This window comes from Candidatus Tisiphia endosymbiont of Melanophora roralis (genome assembly GCF_964026575.1).
Lineage (GTDB): Bacteria > Pseudomonadota > Alphaproteobacteria > Rickettsiales > Rickettsiaceae > Tisiphia.
The window spans coordinates 1412685-1430774 of sequence record NZ_OZ032161.1 but is presented as its reverse complement, the minus strand read 5'-3'; the positions used below and the strand labels follow the sequence as shown (position 1 = coordinate 1430774).

Annotated in this window: 21 protein-coding genes and 2 pseudogenes; 10 read left to right on the top strand and 13 right to left on the bottom strand. The window is 32.2% G+C overall.

Annotation, left to right across the window (positions count from 1 at the left end; all coding sequences use genetic code 11):
- Positions 1–227: 227 nt before the first annotated feature.
- From AAGD53_RS06965 to ybeY, 3 genes are read right to left on the bottom strand one after another with little or no spacing between them, the layout of a single operon-like run.
- The gene (locus tag AAGD53_RS06965; protein ID WP_341762693.1) at positions 228–1862 is read right to left on the bottom strand and encodes an ABC-F family ATP-binding cassette domain-containing protein; all 1635 of its coding nucleotides are present in this window, start codon (positions 1860–1862) and stop codon (positions 228–230) included.
- Positions 1859–2794, bottom strand: coding sequence for a hemolysin family protein (locus tag AAGD53_RS06960; RefSeq protein ID WP_375331542.1), 936 nt, complete (start codon positions 2792–2794; stop codon positions 1859–1861). The genes AAGD53_RS06965 and AAGD53_RS06960 overlap by 4 nt, the downstream gene beginning before the upstream one ends.
- Positions 2795–2797: 3 nt before the next feature.
- Positions 2798–3295: an rRNA maturation RNase YbeY gene (gene ybeY / locus AAGD53_RS06955; RefSeq protein ID WP_341762692.1), complete on the bottom strand. Its 498-nt coding sequence runs from the start codon at positions 3293–3295 to the stop codon at positions 2798–2800.
- A 177-nt stretch (positions 3296–3472) separates the two neighbouring features.
- Here ybeY and dusB point away from each other — a divergent pair, with 177 nt between their 5' ends.
- Entirely contained in the window at positions 3473–4444 is a 972-nt protein-coding gene (dusB, locus tag AAGD53_RS06950; protein WP_341761871.1) for a tRNA dihydrouridine synthase DusB, read from the top strand.
- A gap of 94 nt (positions 4445–4538) precedes the next feature.
- Here the strand turns inward: dusB and AAGD53_RS06945 are convergent, their stop codons facing one another.
- Entirely contained in the window at positions 4539–4802 is a 264-nt protein-coding gene (locus AAGD53_RS06945) for a palindromic element RPE1 domain-containing protein (protein WP_341762691.1), read from the bottom strand.
- Between the two features lie 35 nt (positions 4803–4837).
- On the opposite strand from AAGD53_RS06945, the pseudogene AAGD53_RS06940 reads away from it, so the two are divergent.
- Positions 4838–4913 (top strand): annotated as a pseudogene (locus AAGD53_RS06940) (transposase); the annotation flags it as partial.
- A 177-nt stretch (positions 4914–5090) separates the two neighbouring features.
- On the opposite strand, the gene AAGD53_RS06935 reads toward AAGD53_RS06940, so the two are convergent.
- Positions 5091–5423, bottom strand: coding sequence for a HesB/IscA family protein (locus AAGD53_RS06935; RefSeq protein WP_341761872.1), 333 nt, complete (start codon positions 5421–5423; stop codon positions 5091–5093).
- A 215-nt stretch (positions 5424–5638) separates the two neighbouring features.
- Here AAGD53_RS06935 and AAGD53_RS06930 point away from each other — a divergent pair, with 215 nt between their 5' ends.
- The 5 genes from AAGD53_RS06930 (at position 5639) to dut (ending at position 10474) form a co-directional block, all read left to right on the top strand.
- Positions 5639–6790, top strand: a complete 1152-nt coding sequence (locus tag AAGD53_RS06930) for a deoxyguanosinetriphosphate triphosphohydrolase (protein ID WP_341761873.1) — start codon at positions 5639–5641, stop codon at positions 6788–6790.
- Between the two features lie 3 nt (positions 6791–6793).
- The gene (argS, locus tag AAGD53_RS06925; RefSeq protein ID WP_341762690.1) at positions 6794–8527 is read left to right on the top strand and encodes an arginine--tRNA ligase; all 1734 of its coding nucleotides are present in this window, start codon (positions 6794–6796) and stop codon (positions 8525–8527) included.
- Positions 8528–8551: 24 nt separating this feature from the next.
- Positions 8552–9361 (top strand): SPOR domain-containing protein, encoded by an 810-nt coding sequence (locus AAGD53_RS06920; protein WP_341762689.1) that lies wholly within the window; start codon positions 8552–8554, stop codon positions 9359–9361.
- Positions 9362–9525: 164 nt separating this feature from the next.
- Positions 9526–9954, top strand: coding sequence for a hypothetical protein (locus tag AAGD53_RS06915; RefSeq protein ID WP_341762688.1), 429 nt, complete (start codon positions 9526–9528; stop codon positions 9952–9954).
- 55 nt (positions 9955–10009) lie between these two features.
- Positions 10010–10474, top strand: a complete 465-nt coding sequence (gene dut / locus AAGD53_RS06910) for a dUTP diphosphatase (RefSeq protein WP_341761876.1) — start codon at positions 10010–10012, stop codon at positions 10472–10474.
- 13 nt (positions 10475–10487) lie between these two features.
- Here the strand turns inward: dut and AAGD53_RS06905 are convergent.
- Positions 10488–10682, bottom strand: a pseudogene (locus tag AAGD53_RS06905) (IS481 family transposase); the annotation flags it as partial.
- 50 nt (positions 10683–10732) lie between these two features.
- Here AAGD53_RS06905 and AAGD53_RS06900 point away from each other — a divergent pair.
- Complete coding sequence (locus AAGD53_RS06900; RefSeq protein ID WP_341762687.1) at positions 10733–11005, top strand: hypothetical protein; 273 nt, start codon at positions 10733–10735, stop codon at positions 11003–11005.
- A 74-nt stretch (positions 11006–11079) separates the two neighbouring features.
- On the opposite strand, the gene AAGD53_RS06895 is transcribed toward AAGD53_RS06900, so the two are convergent.
- Positions 11080–11622 (bottom strand): IS110 family transposase, encoded by a 543-nt coding sequence (locus tag AAGD53_RS06895; RefSeq protein ID WP_341762686.1) that lies wholly within the window; start codon positions 11620–11622, stop codon positions 11080–11082.
- A gap of 459 nt (positions 11623–12081) precedes the next feature.
- On the opposite strand from AAGD53_RS06895, the gene AAGD53_RS06890 reads away from it, so the two are divergent.
- Complete coding sequence (locus tag AAGD53_RS06890; protein ID WP_341762685.1) at positions 12082–12333, top strand: type II toxin-antitoxin system Phd/YefM family antitoxin; 252 nt, start codon at positions 12082–12084, stop codon at positions 12331–12333.
- A gap of 71 nt (positions 12334–12404) precedes the next feature.
- Here the strand turns inward: AAGD53_RS06890 and AAGD53_RS06885 are convergent, their stop codons facing one another.
- Entirely contained in the window at positions 12405–12881 is a 477-nt protein-coding gene (locus AAGD53_RS06885; RefSeq protein ID WP_341762684.1) for a hypothetical protein, read from the bottom strand.
- A 444-nt stretch (positions 12882–13325) separates the two neighbouring features.
- Between AAGD53_RS06885 and AAGD53_RS06880 the strand changes: the two genes are divergently transcribed.
- Positions 13326–13592, top strand: coding sequence for a transposase (locus AAGD53_RS06880; RefSeq protein WP_341762683.1), 267 nt, complete (start codon positions 13326–13328; stop codon positions 13590–13592).
- A 158-nt stretch (positions 13593–13750) separates the two neighbouring features.
- On the opposite strand, the gene AAGD53_RS06875 is transcribed toward AAGD53_RS06880, so the two are convergent.
- From AAGD53_RS06875 to tsf, 5 genes are all read right to left on the bottom strand, one after another.
- Complete coding sequence (locus tag AAGD53_RS06875; RefSeq protein ID WP_341762682.1) at positions 13751–14002, bottom strand: hypothetical protein; 252 nt, start codon at positions 14000–14002, stop codon at positions 13751–13753.
- A gap of 57 nt (positions 14003–14059) precedes the next feature.
- Positions 14060–14347, bottom strand: a complete 288-nt coding sequence (locus AAGD53_RS06870; protein ID WP_341762681.1) for a palindromic element RPE1 domain-containing protein — start codon at positions 14345–14347, stop codon at positions 14060–14062.
- 344 nt (positions 14348–14691) lie between these two features.
- Positions 14692–15777, bottom strand: a complete 1086-nt coding sequence (mraY, locus tag AAGD53_RS06865) for a phospho-N-acetylmuramoyl-pentapeptide-transferase (RefSeq protein ID WP_341761607.1) — start codon at positions 15775–15777, stop codon at positions 14692–14694.
- Positions 15774–17144 carry a UDP-N-acetylmuramoyl-tripeptide--D-alanyl-D-alanine ligase gene (locus AAGD53_RS06860; RefSeq protein WP_341762680.1) on the bottom strand — a complete coding sequence of 457 codons (1371 nt, stop codon included), beginning with the start codon at positions 17142–17144 and terminating at the stop codon, positions 15774–15776. Before AAGD53_RS06860 ends, mraY begins: the two co-directional genes overlap by 4 nt.
- A gap of 27 nt (positions 17145–17171) precedes the next feature.
- The gene (gene tsf / locus AAGD53_RS06855; RefSeq protein ID WP_341762679.1) at positions 17172–18089 is read right to left on the bottom strand and encodes a translation elongation factor Ts; all 918 of its coding nucleotides are present in this window, start codon (positions 18087–18089) and stop codon (positions 17172–17174) included.
- Between the last annotated feature and the right edge of the window lies 1 nt (position 18090).

Sequence of the window (18090 nt, the reverse complement as noted above, 5' to 3'; positions counted from 1 at the left end):
ATTTATCAATTCTTATCCCAAATTCGGTGAAATTATGGAAACAATCAGATTTGAGACGGCTCTGCATCTGATTGTTAAATTAATATTTTGCTAAAAACATGATTTTAATCTTTTAAAATCATGTTTTTAGCTTTAGAAAGGTTTAAAATGCATTCGCGTTAGCCGCTTTAAGAATGCATTTTTCCTTATATTAAAGGCAATTGCTAAAGTAACCTGAGTTTACTATACTATTTCACTCTCTTATTTGCCAACACCCAACTACTATCCAAATAATCATTACCATATTTATGCAAATATTCCTGATATTTACCTTTAAAATCAGTGATAGTTCGGTGGGATAGAGCAATAACCCTTGTGGCTATATTGCTAGCAAAATCTCGATCATGAGTTACTAATATTAGAGTTCCTTGATAGTTAATTAGAGCTTTTTTTAACATATCCTTAGATTCAATATCTAAGTGGTTAGTTGGCTCATCTAATATCAATATATTACTTTCTTCCAATATAATTTTTGCTAGTAATAAACGTGCTCCTTCCCCTCCACTTAAATTTAGAATATTCTTACTTACTTCATCTTTACGGAATAATAATTGACCTAGTACATTACGTAGCACATTATCACTTTCAGTAGGTATTTGGTCGGATAACCAATCAATAACACTCATACTTTCATTTAGTAATTCATGATGATCCTGAGCAAAATAAGAAACTTGCGTTTCATAACCCCATTCATAACTTCCTAAATCAGCAGAAATTTTATTAATAAGAATCTTAAGCAAAGTGGATTTACCAATACCATTTGGACCAATAATAATAATTTTTTCTCCACGTGAGACAGTAAAATTCACATTATTTAATATTTTTTTATCCTCGTAGCTTTTAGAAATACCCTGAACTTTTAACACTAATTTTCCAGATGGTCTTTTTTGCTTAAAATTAAAATATGGACTAACACGCGAACTTTCTTGGATGTCAGGTAATTCCATTTTTTCTATTTGTTTTTCTCGTGATGCAGCTTGCCTAGCCCTAGTAGCCAACGCTCTAAACCGGTCAACGAAACTCTGCATAGTAGCAATTTTTTTCTCTAAATGAGAAAATTCTTTAAGCTTTTGTTCGGTAACCAACTGTTTATCACGAACAAAAATATCATAATTACCAGTATAAATCTTGATAGTACCATAATCTATATCAAGAATATGTGTAGAAATATTATTAAGAAAAACAAGATCGTGTGAAATAAATACCAAAGCACCTTTGAATTTCTGTTTTAGATAATTTTCTAGCCAATAAATTGAGACTATATCAAGATGGTTTGTTGGCTCATCAAGTAACAATATATCAGGATTATTGAATAAACTTTGGGCTAAGAGTACCCTAAGTTTATAGCCGCCGGATAGAACGGATAAAGGCTGAAGATGATATTTTTCTTGTATTCCTAAACCAAGCAGTAACTCAACTGCAAAAATTTCTGATATATATCCATCATTGTCAGCTATAATTTGTTCCAACTCACCTAATCGATAACCTATTTCCTCATCACATTGATCAATTGCTAATAATTTTTCTTTTTCTTGCAGTGCTTGCCATAATTCACTTCTACCGGCAATAACGGTATTAATAATTGAGGTATTTTCATAAAGAAATTGATCCTGCTTTAAACATCCTATACGTGCATTTTTGATACAGGTAAATTCTCCGATACTAGCCTCTTCCTCTTGAAGCAAAATCTTAAAGAACGTGGATTTACCAGCACCATTTGCCCCAACAAGCCCATATCTATTACCATTTTTGATATGAACATTTACGTCGGTAAATAATATTTTTGCACCATAGCTCATGGCCAAATTAGTTGTAATAATCATAAGGTATTATCATGTAATATTGTACCATTTTTTAACCGCAGCTTAACTTGCTTAAGTGATCTTGGGCTTGCATCAATCACTTCAAGTTCAACCTGCTGCTCAATATCAATTTTAGTACCAACCAAAGGGACATTACCTACTTTTGCTAAGACTAGACCACCAATTGTATCGAATTCATCATTTTGGAGTTTTAGTTTCACACCTAGAGCTGATTCAAGATCCTCAACTTTCACTCGAGCATTTGATAAAATAGTATTATTATTGATAATTCTGAAACTATCATTATCTGATTTCTTATCATGCTCATCATTTATTCTGCCAACTATCTCCTCCATAATATCTTCCATGGTTACAATACCGTCAGTTCCACCATACTCATCCACAACTATCGATATCTGTACACGATCTCTTCGCATTTTTGCTAGTAAATCTATCAATTTCATTGAATGAGCAGAGATGATAGGTTTACGAATTATTTTTTTTAGCTGCAATTCTTGATTTGTAATAAGTTGCTTAGTAACAAGTATCTTGAACAAATCTTTTATATGAATAAAGCCAACTATATTATCCAAAGTTTCATCATAAACTAATGTTCTAGTATTAGGTATTCTGCTATTAAGCATTTGGCTTAACTCATCTATACTGGCAGTTAATTTTACTGCCTTAATATCAGATCTAGGGATCATTACATCTTCTACAGTTTTATGACCAAATTTCAGAAGATTCATAAAAATCTTTTTTTCTTCTAACGTCATTTTTTTACTGTTAGATTTTAGCTTTTTAATTGCATCATAAAAATTATCCTCTAGCTTCTCTTTAGAAAACAGCCGAGAGAAAAAAGATTTAAGAGTAATAATTTTTGAAGGATTTTTCAGCATAGCCCTTTTAGAATGAATAGATGTAAGGTTTTCTTTTTTCGAAGAAGTGGACAGAACCTAATATGGAGAGGCAATAGCAAAACCCTTTAATATTTCTATTTCTAAATTTTCCATAATATCTGCTTCCTCGTCATCTTGGTGATTGAATCCAAGTAAATGTAAAATACTATGTACCAAAAGATGGACAAAATGGTCTCCAAAGGCTTTATTTTGACTTATAGCTTCGTTTTGAATTATTTCATAGCCAAAAGCTATGTCCCCCAAATACATACAATGTACATTAGGAGTAAATTCAAGTAAATGCCGAAAGTCTAATTCTATATCAGGAAATGATAGTACATTTGTAGCTTTTGCTTTGCCACGAAATTGGCTATTCAAATTCAACATTTCATTATTATTAGTCAGTAATATTGCTAACTCAAACTCTGCAACTCTCTTAAAATTCTTATATTTACTCAGTATAGCACCAACAACCTTCTTCACTAATAGTTTATTAATAAATTTTTGATTTTTCCAATCTTGACAAGCTCGAATAATCTCTACATTGATTTTCATGACATAATTTCTTGGCTGAAAATACTCAACAATAATGCTCAATAATATTATATAACAATATCCTGCAGATAATACTAAAAATTTTTCTTAGTGATAGCATTAGTTTGTGGTATCTTATGATAATTTATAATAATTATTCTATAATTAAAAGCTACTTAAAGTAATGAAAATATATTTATGATAAAAATAGGCAATATTCAGCTACCTCATCCGGTGATATTAGCTCCAATGTCTGGTGTTACTGATCTACCATTTAGAAAGTTAGTGAAAAAATTTGGTGCAGGACTTGTCGTTTCTGAAATGGTGGCAAGTAGAGCGATGATTATTGAAACAAGACAATCTTTGCAAAGATGTGCGATTATTGGGGACGATGCTACTGGTTCATGTGTACAGATTGCTGGGTGCGAACCTGATATAATAGCAGAATCAGCTAAAATGAATGAGGATATGGGGGCAAAGATTATTGATTTAAACTTTGGTTGTCCAGCTAAGAAAGTAGTAGGAGGATATTCTGGCTCAGCTTTAATGAGAGATGAGAAATTAGCTGCAAAAATTTTAGAAACTACGGTAAAATCTGTCAAAATCCCAGTAACTTTAAAAATGCGAACTGGTTGGGATGAGCAAACTAAGAATGCTCCAAATTTAGCAAAAATAGCCTATGATGTTGGAGTGCAAATGATCACCATTCATGGCAGAACAAGATGCCAGTTTTATTCAGGTCAAGCAGATTGGGAGTTTATAAGGCAAGTTAAAGATGTGGTGAGGATTCCAGTTATCGCTAATGGAGATATTACTTCTTTGTCTAAAGCCAAGGAATGCTTACAAAAATCAGGTGCTGATGGCATAATGGTTGGTCGGGGAGTATATGGTAGACCATGGTTTATTTCTCAAATAGCACATTATCTTAAAACCGGAGAAGAACTCCCGCCACCTTCAATAGCAGAGCAGCTAGAAATAATACTGAGTCATTATGATGCTATGTTAGAGTATTATGGAAATGATACAGCTGTTCAGCTAGCTAGAAAACATATAGGTTGGTATAGTAGTGGTTTAGCAAACTCAGCTGAATTTAGAGGAGGGGTTAATATGATGACTGATCCAATTCAGGTTAAAGAAAAGATCATGGAATTTTATGGAAAATTCTTTTAACATCGTGACCATAGTACCCTAAATTTTTCTATAATCGTTATAGCAAGGCTCTTTAGATGCCGTAGCGATCTAGGTAAACAGCTAGGCTGTTTTTTTAGAGTAACGCTTTGCGTATCTTGGATTGCCGCGTCGCCGCTTTTTCGCAACTCCTCGCAATAGACTTCTTTCGAAACTCTACTTCTGCTGGTGATTTGTACGTCGATGCGGTACTCGAATCCTCACGTACATTAGAGTACGCTGCGGTTCTGCGTTCCGCGTCTCCTTCAAATCCCTCAGCATAAGCGAGTTTCGAAAGAAGTCTAATGATGTATAGGGAAGCTATATTTACTAACTTTCGACAGTTATGGTAGAACTCCACGGGAGAAATATAAAGAACTCGGACATACTATTCCTTCTATAGAATTAGTATTTTTACCTCCCTATAGCCCTAATCTTAATCCGATTGAACGATTATGGAAATTTATGCATAGAATTGTAACAAATAATAAATTTTACCATAATTTTGCTCAATTCTCAGAAGCTATAGATAGATTTTTTGCTAATATTGATAAATCCAAGGTAATTTGCTTACTCTTATAACTGACCAATTTCAGACTATAACTTTTAATCATTTTGCCAACTCTTCAGGTTAATTGAGTATATACAGTTATACAGAGAATGAATTACCACACCCACACTTATTTTTTGCAAGGGGGTTTCTAATTTCAAAATAGGAACTACCTAATTCTTCGATAAAATCTATTATACAATCAACCATAAGCTGCTGAGATATTTCATCGATAACTACTTTAATATTATCTTTTTCTATAGTACAGTCATCTTTTGTTATATCATTGCTTGGAACGAGAGCGTATTTATAAACAAATCCAGAACAGCCTCCACCATCAACAACTACTCTAAGAACCAAACTTGGATTACTTTCTAGTTTTATTAGCTCATCTACTCTTTTAAAAGCATTATCAGTAACTTTTATTGACATAATCTTATATTATAAAGACCATTAGAATAATCCTAAAAACCTAATTTTGCAAGAGTTTCATTTAAAAACCTTGAAAAGCTTGCTAGGTAATTCTATACTGGCTTTGTTATAAGGAAAAATGCACTCTTGAAGCGGTTGACGCGAGTGCATTTTAACTTTTTTCATCATTCGATGTAACTTGTTACATCGAATTCAAATTAAATAGGAGTTAATATATGCTTGCTTCATATGCAGTAGATCCAGCCAAGACTAGGGGGAGATTGTTTAATGAATATCCTACATCTTATAGAAATGAATTTGAACGAGATAGGGATCGCATAATTCATTCAAAGGCTTTCAGACGTTTACAATATAAAACTCAGGTTTTTATTAATCACGAGGGGGATCATTATCGGAATCGCCTTACTCATTCGATTGAAGTTTCTACGGTTGCACGTTCTATTGCTAGAACCCTTAATTTATCAAGTGATTTAGCAGAGACTATAGGTCTTGCTCATGATCTTGGGCATACTCCTTTCGGTCATGCAGGGGAGATAGCACTAAATAAATGTATGGAAGATTATGGTGGATTTTCCCATAATGCTCATTCATTAAAGATTCTTACTAAAGTAGAGAAAAGATATGCGGCTTATGATGGATTAAATTTGACATGGGAAGTGCTAGAAGGAATTGTGAAACATAATGGTCCTTTAATAAATAATATACCTAAATATATAGTAGAGTATGATTTACAACATAACCTTGATTTAACTCATTATTCTTCAGCTGAAGCCCAAATTGCTTCGTTAGCTGATGATATTAGTTATATTTCCCATGATTTAGAAGATAGTATTGGTGCCAAGATTATTGACTTTAATCATCTAACGGAAATTAAATTTATTGATCAATATGCTTTTGAAATTAAGTCCCAATTTGAAAATATAACAACATCTCGACTCATTTATGAAGTAGTGCGTAAGTTGATCAGCGATTTAATTGCTGATTTACTGCTACAAACAAATAATAATTTACAAAAACAGAAAATAATCACAACCGATGATATACGCCATCTTGATTATCAGCTTGTTAATTTTACTGACAAAGCAAAAGAGCGTATAATGGAAATTAAACAATTCTTGTATGATAAAGTATATAGGTATAATAAACTGACCTCTATAACTTTAAAATGTCAGAAAATTGTACAAGAGTTATTTAGAGTATATATGGATAATGTTGATTTATTACCATTTAGTTGGAAAGAATTAATTATACCAGGGGATATAAAATCTAAGGCTGATATAGTAGCAGATTATATAGCTGGTATGACTGACCGCTTTGCTATTCAAGAATATCAGGCTCTTTATTCCTTTAATTCTAACAATATTTGATTTATGAATATATTTAATAAATTACGTGACGATATCATTAGTGCAGCTAGACAAATATGCGATAATGAAGATGTGTTAAAATTGGCGGCTATAGAAATTCCTAAAGATAATCTCAATGGTGATCTTTCAAGTAATATAGCTATGATTATCGCTGCAAAACAAAATATTAAACCTAAGGAACTAGCTATTAGATTTAAGGAAATATTAACGCCTCTTCCATATATTGCATCTATAGAAGTTGCTGGTCCAGGATTTATTAACTTTACTATCAAAGCAGATATGTGGCATAACTCTATCAATGACATATTGTTGGATAAGGAGAATTTTTTTAAGATTAATTTTGGTAATAATCAAAAGGTTAATATTGAATATGTATCTGCAAATCCAACTGGTCCTATGCATATTGGTCATGCTAGAGGTGCTGTTTATGGTGATGCTTTAGCCAAAGTTCTAGATAGTACTGGCTATATTGTTACCAAAGAATATTACCTTAATGATGCCGGCTCTCAAGTGGATGACTTAGCTAATTCAGTTATTTTACGCTATAAACAAGCATTAACAAAAGAAGAGATCGTAATACCAGAAGGGCTTTATCCTGGAGAATATTTGGCAGATATTGGACAAAAGTTGGTGGAAAAATTTGGTAATAAATTATTAACAATGGCCGATAGGCAACGTCATGAACTCGTTAAGGATTTTGCAATAGAAGAAATGTTAGCTATAATTAAGCAGGATTTAAAGGAGCTAGATATTGAACACGAGGTATTCTTCTCGGAAAAGTCACTGCATGATAGTGGTAATATTGATGAAGTTGTACAAATGCTTACTAAAATGGGACTAATATATGAGGGGCAGTTGCCCCCCCCTAAAGGTAAAATAGATGAATCTTGGGATTCAAGAACTCAGAAATTGTTTAAATCTACGGCTTTTGGTGATAATCAAGATAGACCAATAGAAAAATCTGACGGTAGTTGGTCATATTTTGCCTCTGATTTAGCTTATGCTAAGGATAAAATAGATCGTGGTTTTGATCATCTAGTTTATATTCTAGGTGCAGATCATTGTGGTTACGTAAAAAGAATTGAGGCAATAGTTAAAGCCCTTGGTGGAGAAAAAGTTAAAGTTGATGTTAAGATTTGCCAGTTAGTAAATTTTGTTGAAAACGGTATCGCTATAAAAATGTCAAAACGTAGCGGTAATTTTACTAGTGTGCGAGATGTAACAAATGAGGTAGGTAAAGATATAATAAGATTTATAATGCTAACCCGTAAAAATGATATTGCTCTTGACTTCGACCTAGTAAAAGTAAAAGAACAATCAAAAGATAATCCTGTATTTTACGTACAATATGCTCATGTTAGGACAATATCTATACTGGAAAAAGCTAAAGAATCCATGCCAAAAGCATATGGTAAATTCTTAGAGAATGAGTATGACTTGTCGTTACTTTCCAGCGAAGAGGAAATAGAAATAATTAAACTTCTTGCTTCATGGTCAAAAGTTTTAGAGATTTCGGCAAAATATTTTGAACCCCACAGAGTAGCTTTTTATCTGATTAATTTAGCTTCAAAATTCCATGCTTTATGGAATTTTGGCAAAGAAAATAATGATTATCGGTTTCTAATTGAAGATAATATAGAGTTAACCACTGCTCGGCTTGCTTTAGCAAAGTCTATTCAAAAGATTATAAAAGTTGGTTTTGATGTTATAGGGGTAACGCCTATGAATAAAATGTAATGAAGTATTGTAATTTATAAGTTGATGACTAACCGCACTTTACTCTTACTAATTATTTTCTCAATAATTAGTGGTATTACCTATTTAGTTTATACTAATTACAGCCGAAATAGTGGCCAAGTAGTAACAATTTACCCTGATCCATCACCTACAAAAATTAAACCACAAGATAGTGGGGGGATAGTGATACCAAATGCGAATAATATAATTTATGAGAGTTTACAACAAAAAAAGACCAATAAACCTGTAATATTACAACCTGAACCGGAAAAGCCATTAAATATCGCTAAACAAAAACTAGCAGAAAGTGATGAAGAACTTGACTCGATAGACACGATTTTATTTAGTATAGTAGAAACTGATCAAGCTAAGTATGAAAAACACAAACTAAGTAAAGATGAAGAAGAAACGGAAACAATTTTGCCTAATATAATAAAAAATGACTTGGTGCAAAAAGAGAATTTAATAGAGCAAAAATCTGTTCCAATAGTTCAACAATCTAATAATAAAGCTGGTTTAAATGTCATAAAAGTTACTGAATCACATCGCAAAATTGATGAAACACAGTTAAATAAGTCGAATCAAGGTGGTTATAAAATTCAACTAGCCTCGGTAAAATCTGAATCAGAAGCTAACCAAGAAGGAGAAAGAATCAAAAAAAAATATGCAAAAATTCTTAATAATACAGTAATAACTATCAAGAAGGTGCAATCTGATAAAGGAAATTTCTTCTATTTAATATTAGTAGGTAATTACCAAAGTATAAGCCAAGCTAAAGCGATTTGTAATAAACTATCTGACAATCAGCAAGGTTGTATAATCACTAACCGTTGATGTATTAAAGAAATAGAAAAGTTAAAATAAAATAATAAATATATGAGTGAAGAAGTAACTGGTATTAACCATGCAATATAGAATAATTGTAGAAATATAAATAGTTCAGTGCTATAACTGTAAGATGAGTTGGTGTTCTGTTTATTGATTTTTTAGGGTAATGAATGTTTAGTAAGTATATAGTTAATATTTTTCTTTTTATTATAATGCTAATTTTATCTAGTTGCTCTGTCTATAAAGCTGCTTCTAATGAAGGTATTTCAGTATCAGATATAACTAAATGCCAAACGAAAGGTTGTTTTCTATCTCATGGTATGGAAATCGTTGATCGTCATCAAGAAGAAAATGGAAAATATATGGAAACATATAGGGCTATGGCAAGAAAATCTGGTTTGAATTATTTAAGAGCTGCTGGGCATGGAGTACTTGATGTTGTAACTCTTGGAGTATGGGAAGTGGCAGGTACTCCAGTTGAAGGGGCTATATCTAATAACCGAGGTTATATTACAGCTAGGGTTACTTATCCGTATAAAGAGGCAGAGAAGCTTGAAAAGATCGAAATTTATGATGCCAATGGTAAGAGGGTTAAGTAAAGTTGGAGTCTAAGTAATCAAGCTGATCAATATCATACCAAAAAATATTATATTTATGAACATTAAAATTAAAAAATTAGAACATTCTGTAGATATTTTACCCAGTTATGCTACTGAGCATAGTGCCGGTATGGATCTAATAGCAGCAAATATTGAACCAATAACTATAAAATCACAAGAAGTAAAGTTAGTCCCCACTGGAATTTGTATAGCATTACCTAGTCATTTAGAAGCTCAAATCAGACCAAGATCAGGTTTAGCACTAAAACATGGTGTTACCGTGCTGAATTCACCTGGTACAATTGATGCTGATTATCGTGGTGAGATAAAGGTAATTTTAATTAATCATCATCCTAAAGAAGATTTTGTAATTGAGCGTGGTATGAAAATTGCTCAAATGGTTATTGCTAGGTATGAGCAGATCTTATGGGATGAGGTTGATTCGTTAGATGAAACCTCTAGAGGTTCTGGTGGATTTGGTTCGACTGGGAAATTCTGTACTAGTTACGACTTAATCTGACAATAAGTAATAATCAGGCAGCTTGATAAGTAATAGCCAAGTTGTCTGATATTCTCTCTATATTACTAATATTTTTATCTTTAGCAATATAAAGTGAATTTCTAAAAGTTTGCATTGGTGTTTTACCAAAACAATGTTTACCTGAATGAGACCTTTCGTCATTATAATTTGTAAGCCAAGTATCTATATCAGCTTGTAACTCATCTAAAAAGAGAAAAGAAGAACAAGGCTAATAGCTGTGAAACAGAGAATGTATTAATGATTACTAGCTTAGAGAAAAAGTTTAGTCCAGAAGAATTGTTAAAATTTAACAGAAGTCATTGGTCATGCGAAAATAATTTAAACTGGATAAAAGATAAGGTTTTTGAAGAAGATAAGTCAACTATTAGTACTGGAGAAGCTCCGTTAATAATGTCATTATTGAGGACAATAACTCTTGCTATAATAGCTCTATTTTCAAACAAAATTACTGAAACTAGAGAAAATTTTAACAATTATAGACATAGGTTATTTAAATTATTCTCAACTTAAAGTTAGGTTTTTTAAACTGCCCTAGGTAAATAAACCTGAGCATTCGTAATGGAAGTCAATAAAAAAATAGTAACTTAACATAAATTTTCATTCCAGGAAGAATTATTTTTTACAATAGAGTGCATAAAAGCTAGTAATTTACGCATAACAGCAACAAGAGCAACTTTTGCTGGTTTATGTTTAGCAATTAAGTGGTCATAAAAATTGCGTAAGCACTTATTACATCGTAAGGCAGCTACTGCAGCCATATTATAAAGAACTCTTCGAAGATTACCTCTACCTGCAAAAATACTTTCATGCAACAATTTACTATCGATATTATCAGTTTTAGCAAGCCATCCTTTAGCTTTAGCATAACTACGCACTTTATTAGGGTGTACTGTAGCAAAAGGCAATTTATTTATTTTTAAAAATTCTCTTAAATTATATTCATATCCACCAGTAGGTTCAAAGACAACAATTAACTCAGATAAGACAGGATAGTATTTATTAATAGTGCTAAGCATAGTGGTAAAGCCATGTTGATCATTGGTAACTTCAAAAGCCTTGTTGGTAGCTAGCATATAGATACTTAAAGTTTTTTTACTAACGTCCACACCAATATAAGTTGTTGCCATATAAAGCCTCATGATTTATATTAATAATAGGATATGCTACATACTCATACGCAAGGTTTAAACCTTATGACATCCGTTCGTAGTCTTTCTCCAAACAGGATGGGTCTTTGCTGAGGTACGAAGTCTTTAAAATTCAAAGCTTCAATTCGAGATACAGTTTACCCATCCTACCACTATATATAACTGATCATGTTATATTTATCATGGTTTTTTTTATTGTATGAGTTCGATATAATATACTCAAATGATTTGAAGAATTGGATTTGGAAATAAATGGTGAGCATGCTAGGCGTACATATAGTATGTGAGCATGCGAATCCATGATATTTTCAAAAAACAATTCGTAGGAGCAGAAGAGTATACCAATTCAAATTAGGAAATTGGTAAATTAAAATATTGTTAAAACCTAAATTAAGTACTATAATGAGTATATAATTAGGTATCAATCATACTATAACAATGCACCATATTTATACTAACCTTACTGCCAGTATATCAGAATTAAAAAAAAGTCCTACGGCATTGCTAGCTAAATCTAGCGGTGAGCCTATTGCTTTATTGAATCATAATAAACCAACTGCTTATTTAGTTCCAGCTGAGCTATACGAACAAATAGTTGAAATATTAGATGATAGAGATTTACTTAAACTTGCTGAAGAAAGACTAAAAGAAAAGAAAGAAGCAATAGCAGTTGATCTAAATGATTTATAAACTTTTATGTACACAAGTACAAAGTCTCAAAAATACTTAAAAAAGCCTCTATATATTATGCATTGCTGCCTTTATGTAATTACTTCATCATCGAAATCTATTGTTGCTTTAGCAGCATGCATTATAATGTTAAAATATGAGAAACAGAATTTTAATAAATAATGCTCAGTTATTATGTTAGTTGCTAAAAAATTATCAAATTTATCTTTTTCAATATTGGCAGTATGCAATATATTTTCTTGAATATAAAGCCTATTAATCAGCTTAGCTTCTAATAAAGTAGTAATTACCACCCAAGTTACGAAATAACAAATATTACCAAATATACTGTCATCGATGATTAGATTGATAGGACTATTATAATTGTTTTGTTTGCTTACTGTATAAATTAATTCGCGAAGTATACTGTCATCGTATTTATTGGGTGCGTCAATAATTTTTATTATTGTAAAATTATTTTCCTTACAAAAATTGATCAAAGATTGCCTTATTAGTTCAAAACGGGCATGTGATGAATATAATAAGATAATGGCTTGTTGGTTGTGCATATGCGACCCCTTCTCTAATGTTTTAATAATTAAGAGTTTTGATCGCCAAAGATAAAATGATAAAAAAAAGTTTTATAGGTTATATATATCTTGGCGATCGGGGAGTTCGAAAAACCTTTAAGAGACAGTTACGATAGCCTTTAGGCTTGAAGTTTACACCCCAAGCCTTGAACATAGCTAGCATCTCCCCGACCATGGCAAATCGAAGAGCATCATTTTATCGGTTGATGCTTACCGCTCTTAAATGGAGGTTTCGACACCCCAAAGTAACTTTGCAGTTACTTCATTTTTAATTTTAAATTATCACTTAGCTAAAATCAACAATAAGTTTTTTTAATTTCGAATTATATCTTACGGTAATTTCTGAACCAACATCATTTACTGCAGGTGAAACTGTTGAGTGGCAACGATATTTAAACAAATATCTAATTATTGGACAATGAGATGGTTGGGATAGCTCCATATGCTCGGGATAGTGGTAGTAAACAAGGTCGAAGATTTATTAGAGGTGGCAGGAAAATACCACGAGATGCACTATATATGGCAGTACTAACAGGTAAAAATGGCTTTCAATATTTAAAAGCTTTATATGACAGACTTATTAATAATTTTAAACCTAAAAAAGTTGCGACAGTAGCTTGTATGCGTAAATTACTGGAAGTTTGCCATAAGCTTATTCAACAAAAACGTGTATTTGTTGTTAATCAATAATATTTTTTATTTATATAAAATACAGATAAAAAATATTTAATTTTTTTAAAAAGATAATTGCTCTTTAACCAACTAGGCTAACTGTAACTTTAACACACAATAATCGCAAACACTATACCTTGTTGTTGATGGCTCACTACCAAAGTTTGTTTATGTTTTTACAAATGTGCAGCAGTTTGTTTGGTGCTATCATATAAAAGAACTCCTTCTTTCTTGATATCACAAAAGAAATACTGACCTTTTTCCAATTGGCTATTTACCTGCTTAATAGGCTCAAATATCAGGGTAACTGACTGCCTTTTTATCATGGTATCTATAGTAATTGGGAATTTTTTATCGAGCCTTTTTTCTATCGTATATTGTAATTCTCTAGCTTGATGACCTGCATATTTGCCTTTCTTTAAAATCAATAAAAGATCAAAATCACTTTGATAGCTGTAGGTAATATGCTCTTGCTGATATATGTCTTATACCCAATCACCTCTAGCATAAGAACCAAATAAAATAATCATCGCTATTTTTGATTTGCCTACGTCTAGAATTTCTTTAACAATATTAGACTTCTTTCGAAACTCTACTTCTGCTGGTGATTTGTACGTCGATGCGGTACTCGAATCCTCACGTACATTAGAGTACGCTGCGGGTCGAGGTTCCGCGTCTCCTTCAAATCCCTCAGCATAAGCGAGTTTCGAAAGAAGTCTATTGTCTAGTTTTTCTTTAATAACTAATGATCGGCTAGGTAAGGTAGTTTTCATAAAGCTATTTTTTTATCTTAGATCAACTATATAGCAAATAATTAAATAATCAACAATAATTTAATCATAGACTGTGAAATAATTTAAAATTACAATTAATAATTGCTATATGTCATAATCAGCAATAATAATACCATTTCCCAAAACTAAATTGCTACTCGGAGTACGAGTGTCAAGCACCGGAGCGTACAACTAGTACGTGAAGAGCGGAGATCATGAAGTACGACGACGTGATGATTAGTTTTCGGAAATGGTATAATATATATAGTCAATTGATGAGAAGTAGGTAGTGCCGTCTTCGATCGCTCCTGCTACCCAATCCTCCTGAATTGACTATAGCTTTTCTATCGCAGTTTTAGTGAAGATAAACCAATTAGAGCAAATATTATGGCTATAATCCAAAAGCGTATCACAACTTTTGATTCTGGCCAGCCATGTTTCTCAAAATGATGGTGCAGCGGAGCCATTTTGAAAATTCTTTTACCATTAGTAGCTTTAAAATAATATACTTGAATAATTACTGATAAAGTTTCAATAACAAATAATCCGCCGATAATTGCTAGTACAATTTCATGTTTGGTTATAACGCTAATAACACCAAGAACGCCACCAAGACTTAGGCTTCCAGTATCTCCCATAAAAATTTCTGCTGGCTGTGCATTAAACCATAAGAATCCTAGGCTAGCACCAACAATTGAAGCACAGAAGATAGTTAATTCAGAAATATTTGGTATATACATAATTTGTAGATAATTTGCATAGAAACTATTACCAACCAAGTAAATAATTAAGGTAAAAGAACCTGCAGTAATAGCAATAGGTACTATGGCAAGACCATCAAGACCATCTGTTAGATTCACCGCATTTGATGCACCAACTATAACAAACATGCTAAATGGTATATAAAACAAACCTAAATCAATCAATAAATTTTTAAAAAATGGAATAGTGAGCAGATTGTTTCCCTGACTATTGGAATCTCTTAATAGTAAACAGGCAATTAGACAAATAGTGAACTGAAATAATAATTTCTTCTTTCCGCTAACGCCTCTATAGTGGTGTTTTGTTACTTTAGCATAATCATCCATAAAACCAAGTACACCAAAACTAACAAAGACAAATAACACTATCCATATATATTTATTAGTAAGGTCAGAGAATAATAGAGTGGAAAAACAAACGGTGAGGATAATCATTATCCCCCCCATAGTTGGTGTTCCTACTTTTGCTTTGTGCGTTTCTGGTCCGTCGTCACGAATTGGTTGACCATATTTTTGTAAATTTTGTAAAAATCTAATTAATCTAGGCCCTATTAAAAAAGAAAGGGTCAAACTAAATAATATGGCAAGTCCAATACGAAAAGTAACATAGTGGAATAAATTTGCTATATGTAATTTATGTATATAGGGGGCAAGAAGGTTGTATATCATTGTAGCAATTCAAAAGATTGTGTAATTTTACTAAGTTTGATACTGTTAGATCCTTTTAGTAAGAGTAATTCATCGCCTTTAAGTAATTCATTTAAGTTTTCTATCAACAAATCAACATTATCAAAATGCATTTTTTCTATGTCATTTGGCAAAGAATCGTATATATGTTTGGTAAGATTACCTACTAAAAAAACCCTCTTAGTACTAGAATCAAGAATTGCTGGTATTAAGTCTTTATGGAATTTTATCGAATTTTCTCCCAATTCTAGCATATCACCTAGTATAGCAACTTTTTTCTGTCCACTAAGCTGTTTTAGATATAATAAAGCAGCTTTTACTGATGCTGGATTAGCATTATAATAATCACAGATAATTTGATAGTTCTGACCATTATATTTAGCGTTGACTAGTTTACCACGTCCTTCAGTTAATGATATTTTGCTTAATTGTGTTGCTGCAGCATTAATATCTAAGTTCAGCATTGCTGCTACCTGAAGAGCGGCAGTATAATTTCTAGCATAATGTTCCGGTACAAAAGGAATTTTAATATCTATTTTAGTGTTACAGATAGAATAATGTAGACGTACTTCTTGTCCAATATGCTCATATGATATTAATCTAGAATCTGTGCCTTCGGACTTACCAAAACTATATATATTATTAATCGATAATTGTTTAAGATTTTGTAAAATTCGGTCATAATATTGATGGTCTGAATTTACAACAGCTATGCCATTTTTTGGCATTCCTTCAAAAATTTCACATTTGGCATCAACCAAACTAAGCATAGATTCAAAAAATTCAAGATGGGCTTCCGCTATTGTGGTGATTACTGATATGTTAGGTCGTACCATTTTTGTCAGCTCTCTTATTTCTCCTGAATGATTCATACCCATTTCAAAAACAGCATATTCTATATCATCAGGCATCGAAGCAAGATTTATAGGCACGCCAAGGTGGTTGTTAAAATTTCCTCTGCTAGCAAAAGTAGGTCCAAAATAACTTAATATAGTTTTGATTGCTTCCTTAGTACCCGTTTTACCAATACTACCGGTAACACCAATAGACCTTGCTTTAGATTTTTTACGTTTATACTCAGCCATGTGGTGTAGAGCAGTTAAGGTATCAGAGACCATAATTACTTTATTATCAGGTAATCCTTTTATTTCCTTACTAATAATTACTGCATTTGCTCCTTGTTCTAGAGCGTGTAAGGCATAATTATGTCCATCATTATTACCTTGCAGAGCAATGAATAAATCGCCGTTTGCAACGGAATTAGAGTTAAATTGAATCTGCCTCCCCTGAATATCAGGATGTACTTCAATATTCAACGCACTACTTAAGTCTTTTGCTGACCAAATCATTATTTTCTCAAATATAATCAGTTTTTCCTAGCTTTGCATGACAGCTGCAACTTCGTCCGCAAAATTTTTATCTTCTTGCTTTATGCCTGCACCTAGTTCATATCTTATAAACTGTGTAATTTTAATCGAAGTTCCTAATTCTTTTGCAGTGTTATCCATAACTTCAGAAACTGTTAATTTATCATCAAATAAAAAGTTTTGTTCAAGCAGAACAACTTCTGCTAGGAACTTACGTATTCTACCTTCAACCATTTTTTCAATGATATTGTCCGGTTTACCGGAAGCTTTTGATTGTTCAAAAAATATATTTTTTTCACGTTCAATTAATGTTTGATCCAAACTTGATGCATCAAGGCTATAAGGATTACTTGCCGCTATATGGGTAGCAATTTTCTGTCCAAATTCTAGGAGCTTAGCTTTATCTTTGGTAGTTGATTGTAAGCCAACAATGACAGAAATCTTACCTAGACCATCAGCAACAGTATTATGTACATAAGATGCAACCACACCTTCTGATACCCGTAAAACATCCATACGACGTAGATTTAAATTTTCACCAATTGTAGCAATATTGTCTAATATTTCTTCTTCAACTGATCTACCTGTTGATGTTTTTGCTAATTTTAGTGATGGTAAATTATCTTGTGTCAAAGCTAGTTCAGCAATATTCCTAACCAATTGCTGAAACTTATCGTTTCTTGCAACAAAATCTGTTTCCGAATTTACTTCTATAATAGCCCCAACATTATCTTTAATGCTTATTGCTGTTAGTCCTTCAGCAGCAATTCTATCTGCTTTTTTTGCTGCAGCTGATAATCCTTTTTTTCTTAACCAGTCAATAGCTGCTTCAAAATCTCCCTTTGTTTCAAGCAAGGCCTTCTTGCAGTCCATCATTCCTGCAGCAGTTTTTTCTCTTAATTGTTTTACAAGTCCAGCATTTATCATT

Coding starts and splice junctions, on each gene's coding strand:
- AAGD53_RS06965 (WP_341762693.1), bottom strand. CDS start 1,862: ATGATTATTACAACTAATTTGGCCATGAGCTATGGTGCAAAAATATTA.
- ybeY (WP_341762692.1), bottom strand. CDS start 3,295: ATGAAAATCAATGTAGAGATTATTCGAGCTTGTCAAGATTGGAAAAAT.
- dusB (WP_341761871.1), top strand. CDS start 3,473: ATGATAAAAATAGGCAATATTCAGCTACCTCATCCGGTGATATTAGCT.
- AAGD53_RS06935 (WP_341761872.1), bottom strand. CDS start 5,423: ATGTCAATAAAAGTTACTGATAATGCTTTTAAAAGAGTAGATGAGCTA.
- AAGD53_RS06930 (WP_341761873.1), top strand. CDS start 5,639: ATGCTTGCTTCATATGCAGTAGATCCAGCCAAGACTAGGGGGAGATTG.
- argS (WP_341762690.1), top strand. CDS start 6,794: ATGAATATATTTAATAAATTACGTGACGATATCATTAGTGCAGCTAGA.
- AAGD53_RS06920 (WP_341762689.1), top strand. CDS start 8,552: ATGACTAACCGCACTTTACTCTTACTAATTATTTTCTCAATAATTAGT.
- AAGD53_RS06915 (WP_341762688.1), top strand. CDS start 9,526: ATGTTTAGTAAGTATATAGTTAATATTTTTCTTTTTATTATAATGCTA.
- dut (WP_341761876.1), top strand. CDS start 10,010: ATGAACATTAAAATTAAAAAATTAGAACATTCTGTAGATATTTTACCC.
- AAGD53_RS06900 (WP_341762687.1), top strand. CDS start 10,733: ATGATTACTAGCTTAGAGAAAAAGTTTAGTCCAGAAGAATTGTTAAAA.
- AAGD53_RS06895 (WP_341762686.1), bottom strand. CDS start 11,622: ATGGCAACAACTTATATTGGTGTGGACGTTAGTAAAAAAACTTTAAGT.
- AAGD53_RS06890 (WP_341762685.1), top strand. CDS start 12,082: ATGCACCATATTTATACTAACCTTACTGCCAGTATATCAGAATTAAAA.
- AAGD53_RS06885 (WP_341762684.1), bottom strand. CDS start 12,881: ATGCACAACCAACAAGCCATTATCTTATTATATTCATCACATGCCCGT.
- AAGD53_RS06880 (WP_341762683.1), top strand. CDS start 13,326: ATGGTTGGGATAGCTCCATATGCTCGGGATAGTGGTAGTAAACAAGGT.
- AAGD53_RS06870 (WP_341762681.1), bottom strand. CDS start 14,347: ATGAAAACTACCTTACCTAGCCGATCATTAGTTATTAAAGAAAAACTA.
- mraY (WP_341761607.1), bottom strand. CDS start 15,777: ATGATATACAACCTTCTTGCCCCCTATATACATAAATTACATATAGCA.
- AAGD53_RS06860 (WP_341762680.1), bottom strand. CDS start 17,144: ATGATTTGGTCAGCAAAAGACTTAAGTAGTGCGTTGAATATTGAAGTA.
- tsf (WP_341762679.1), bottom strand. CDS start 18,089: ATGATAAATGCTGGACTTGTAAAACAATTAAGAGAAAAAACTGCTGCA.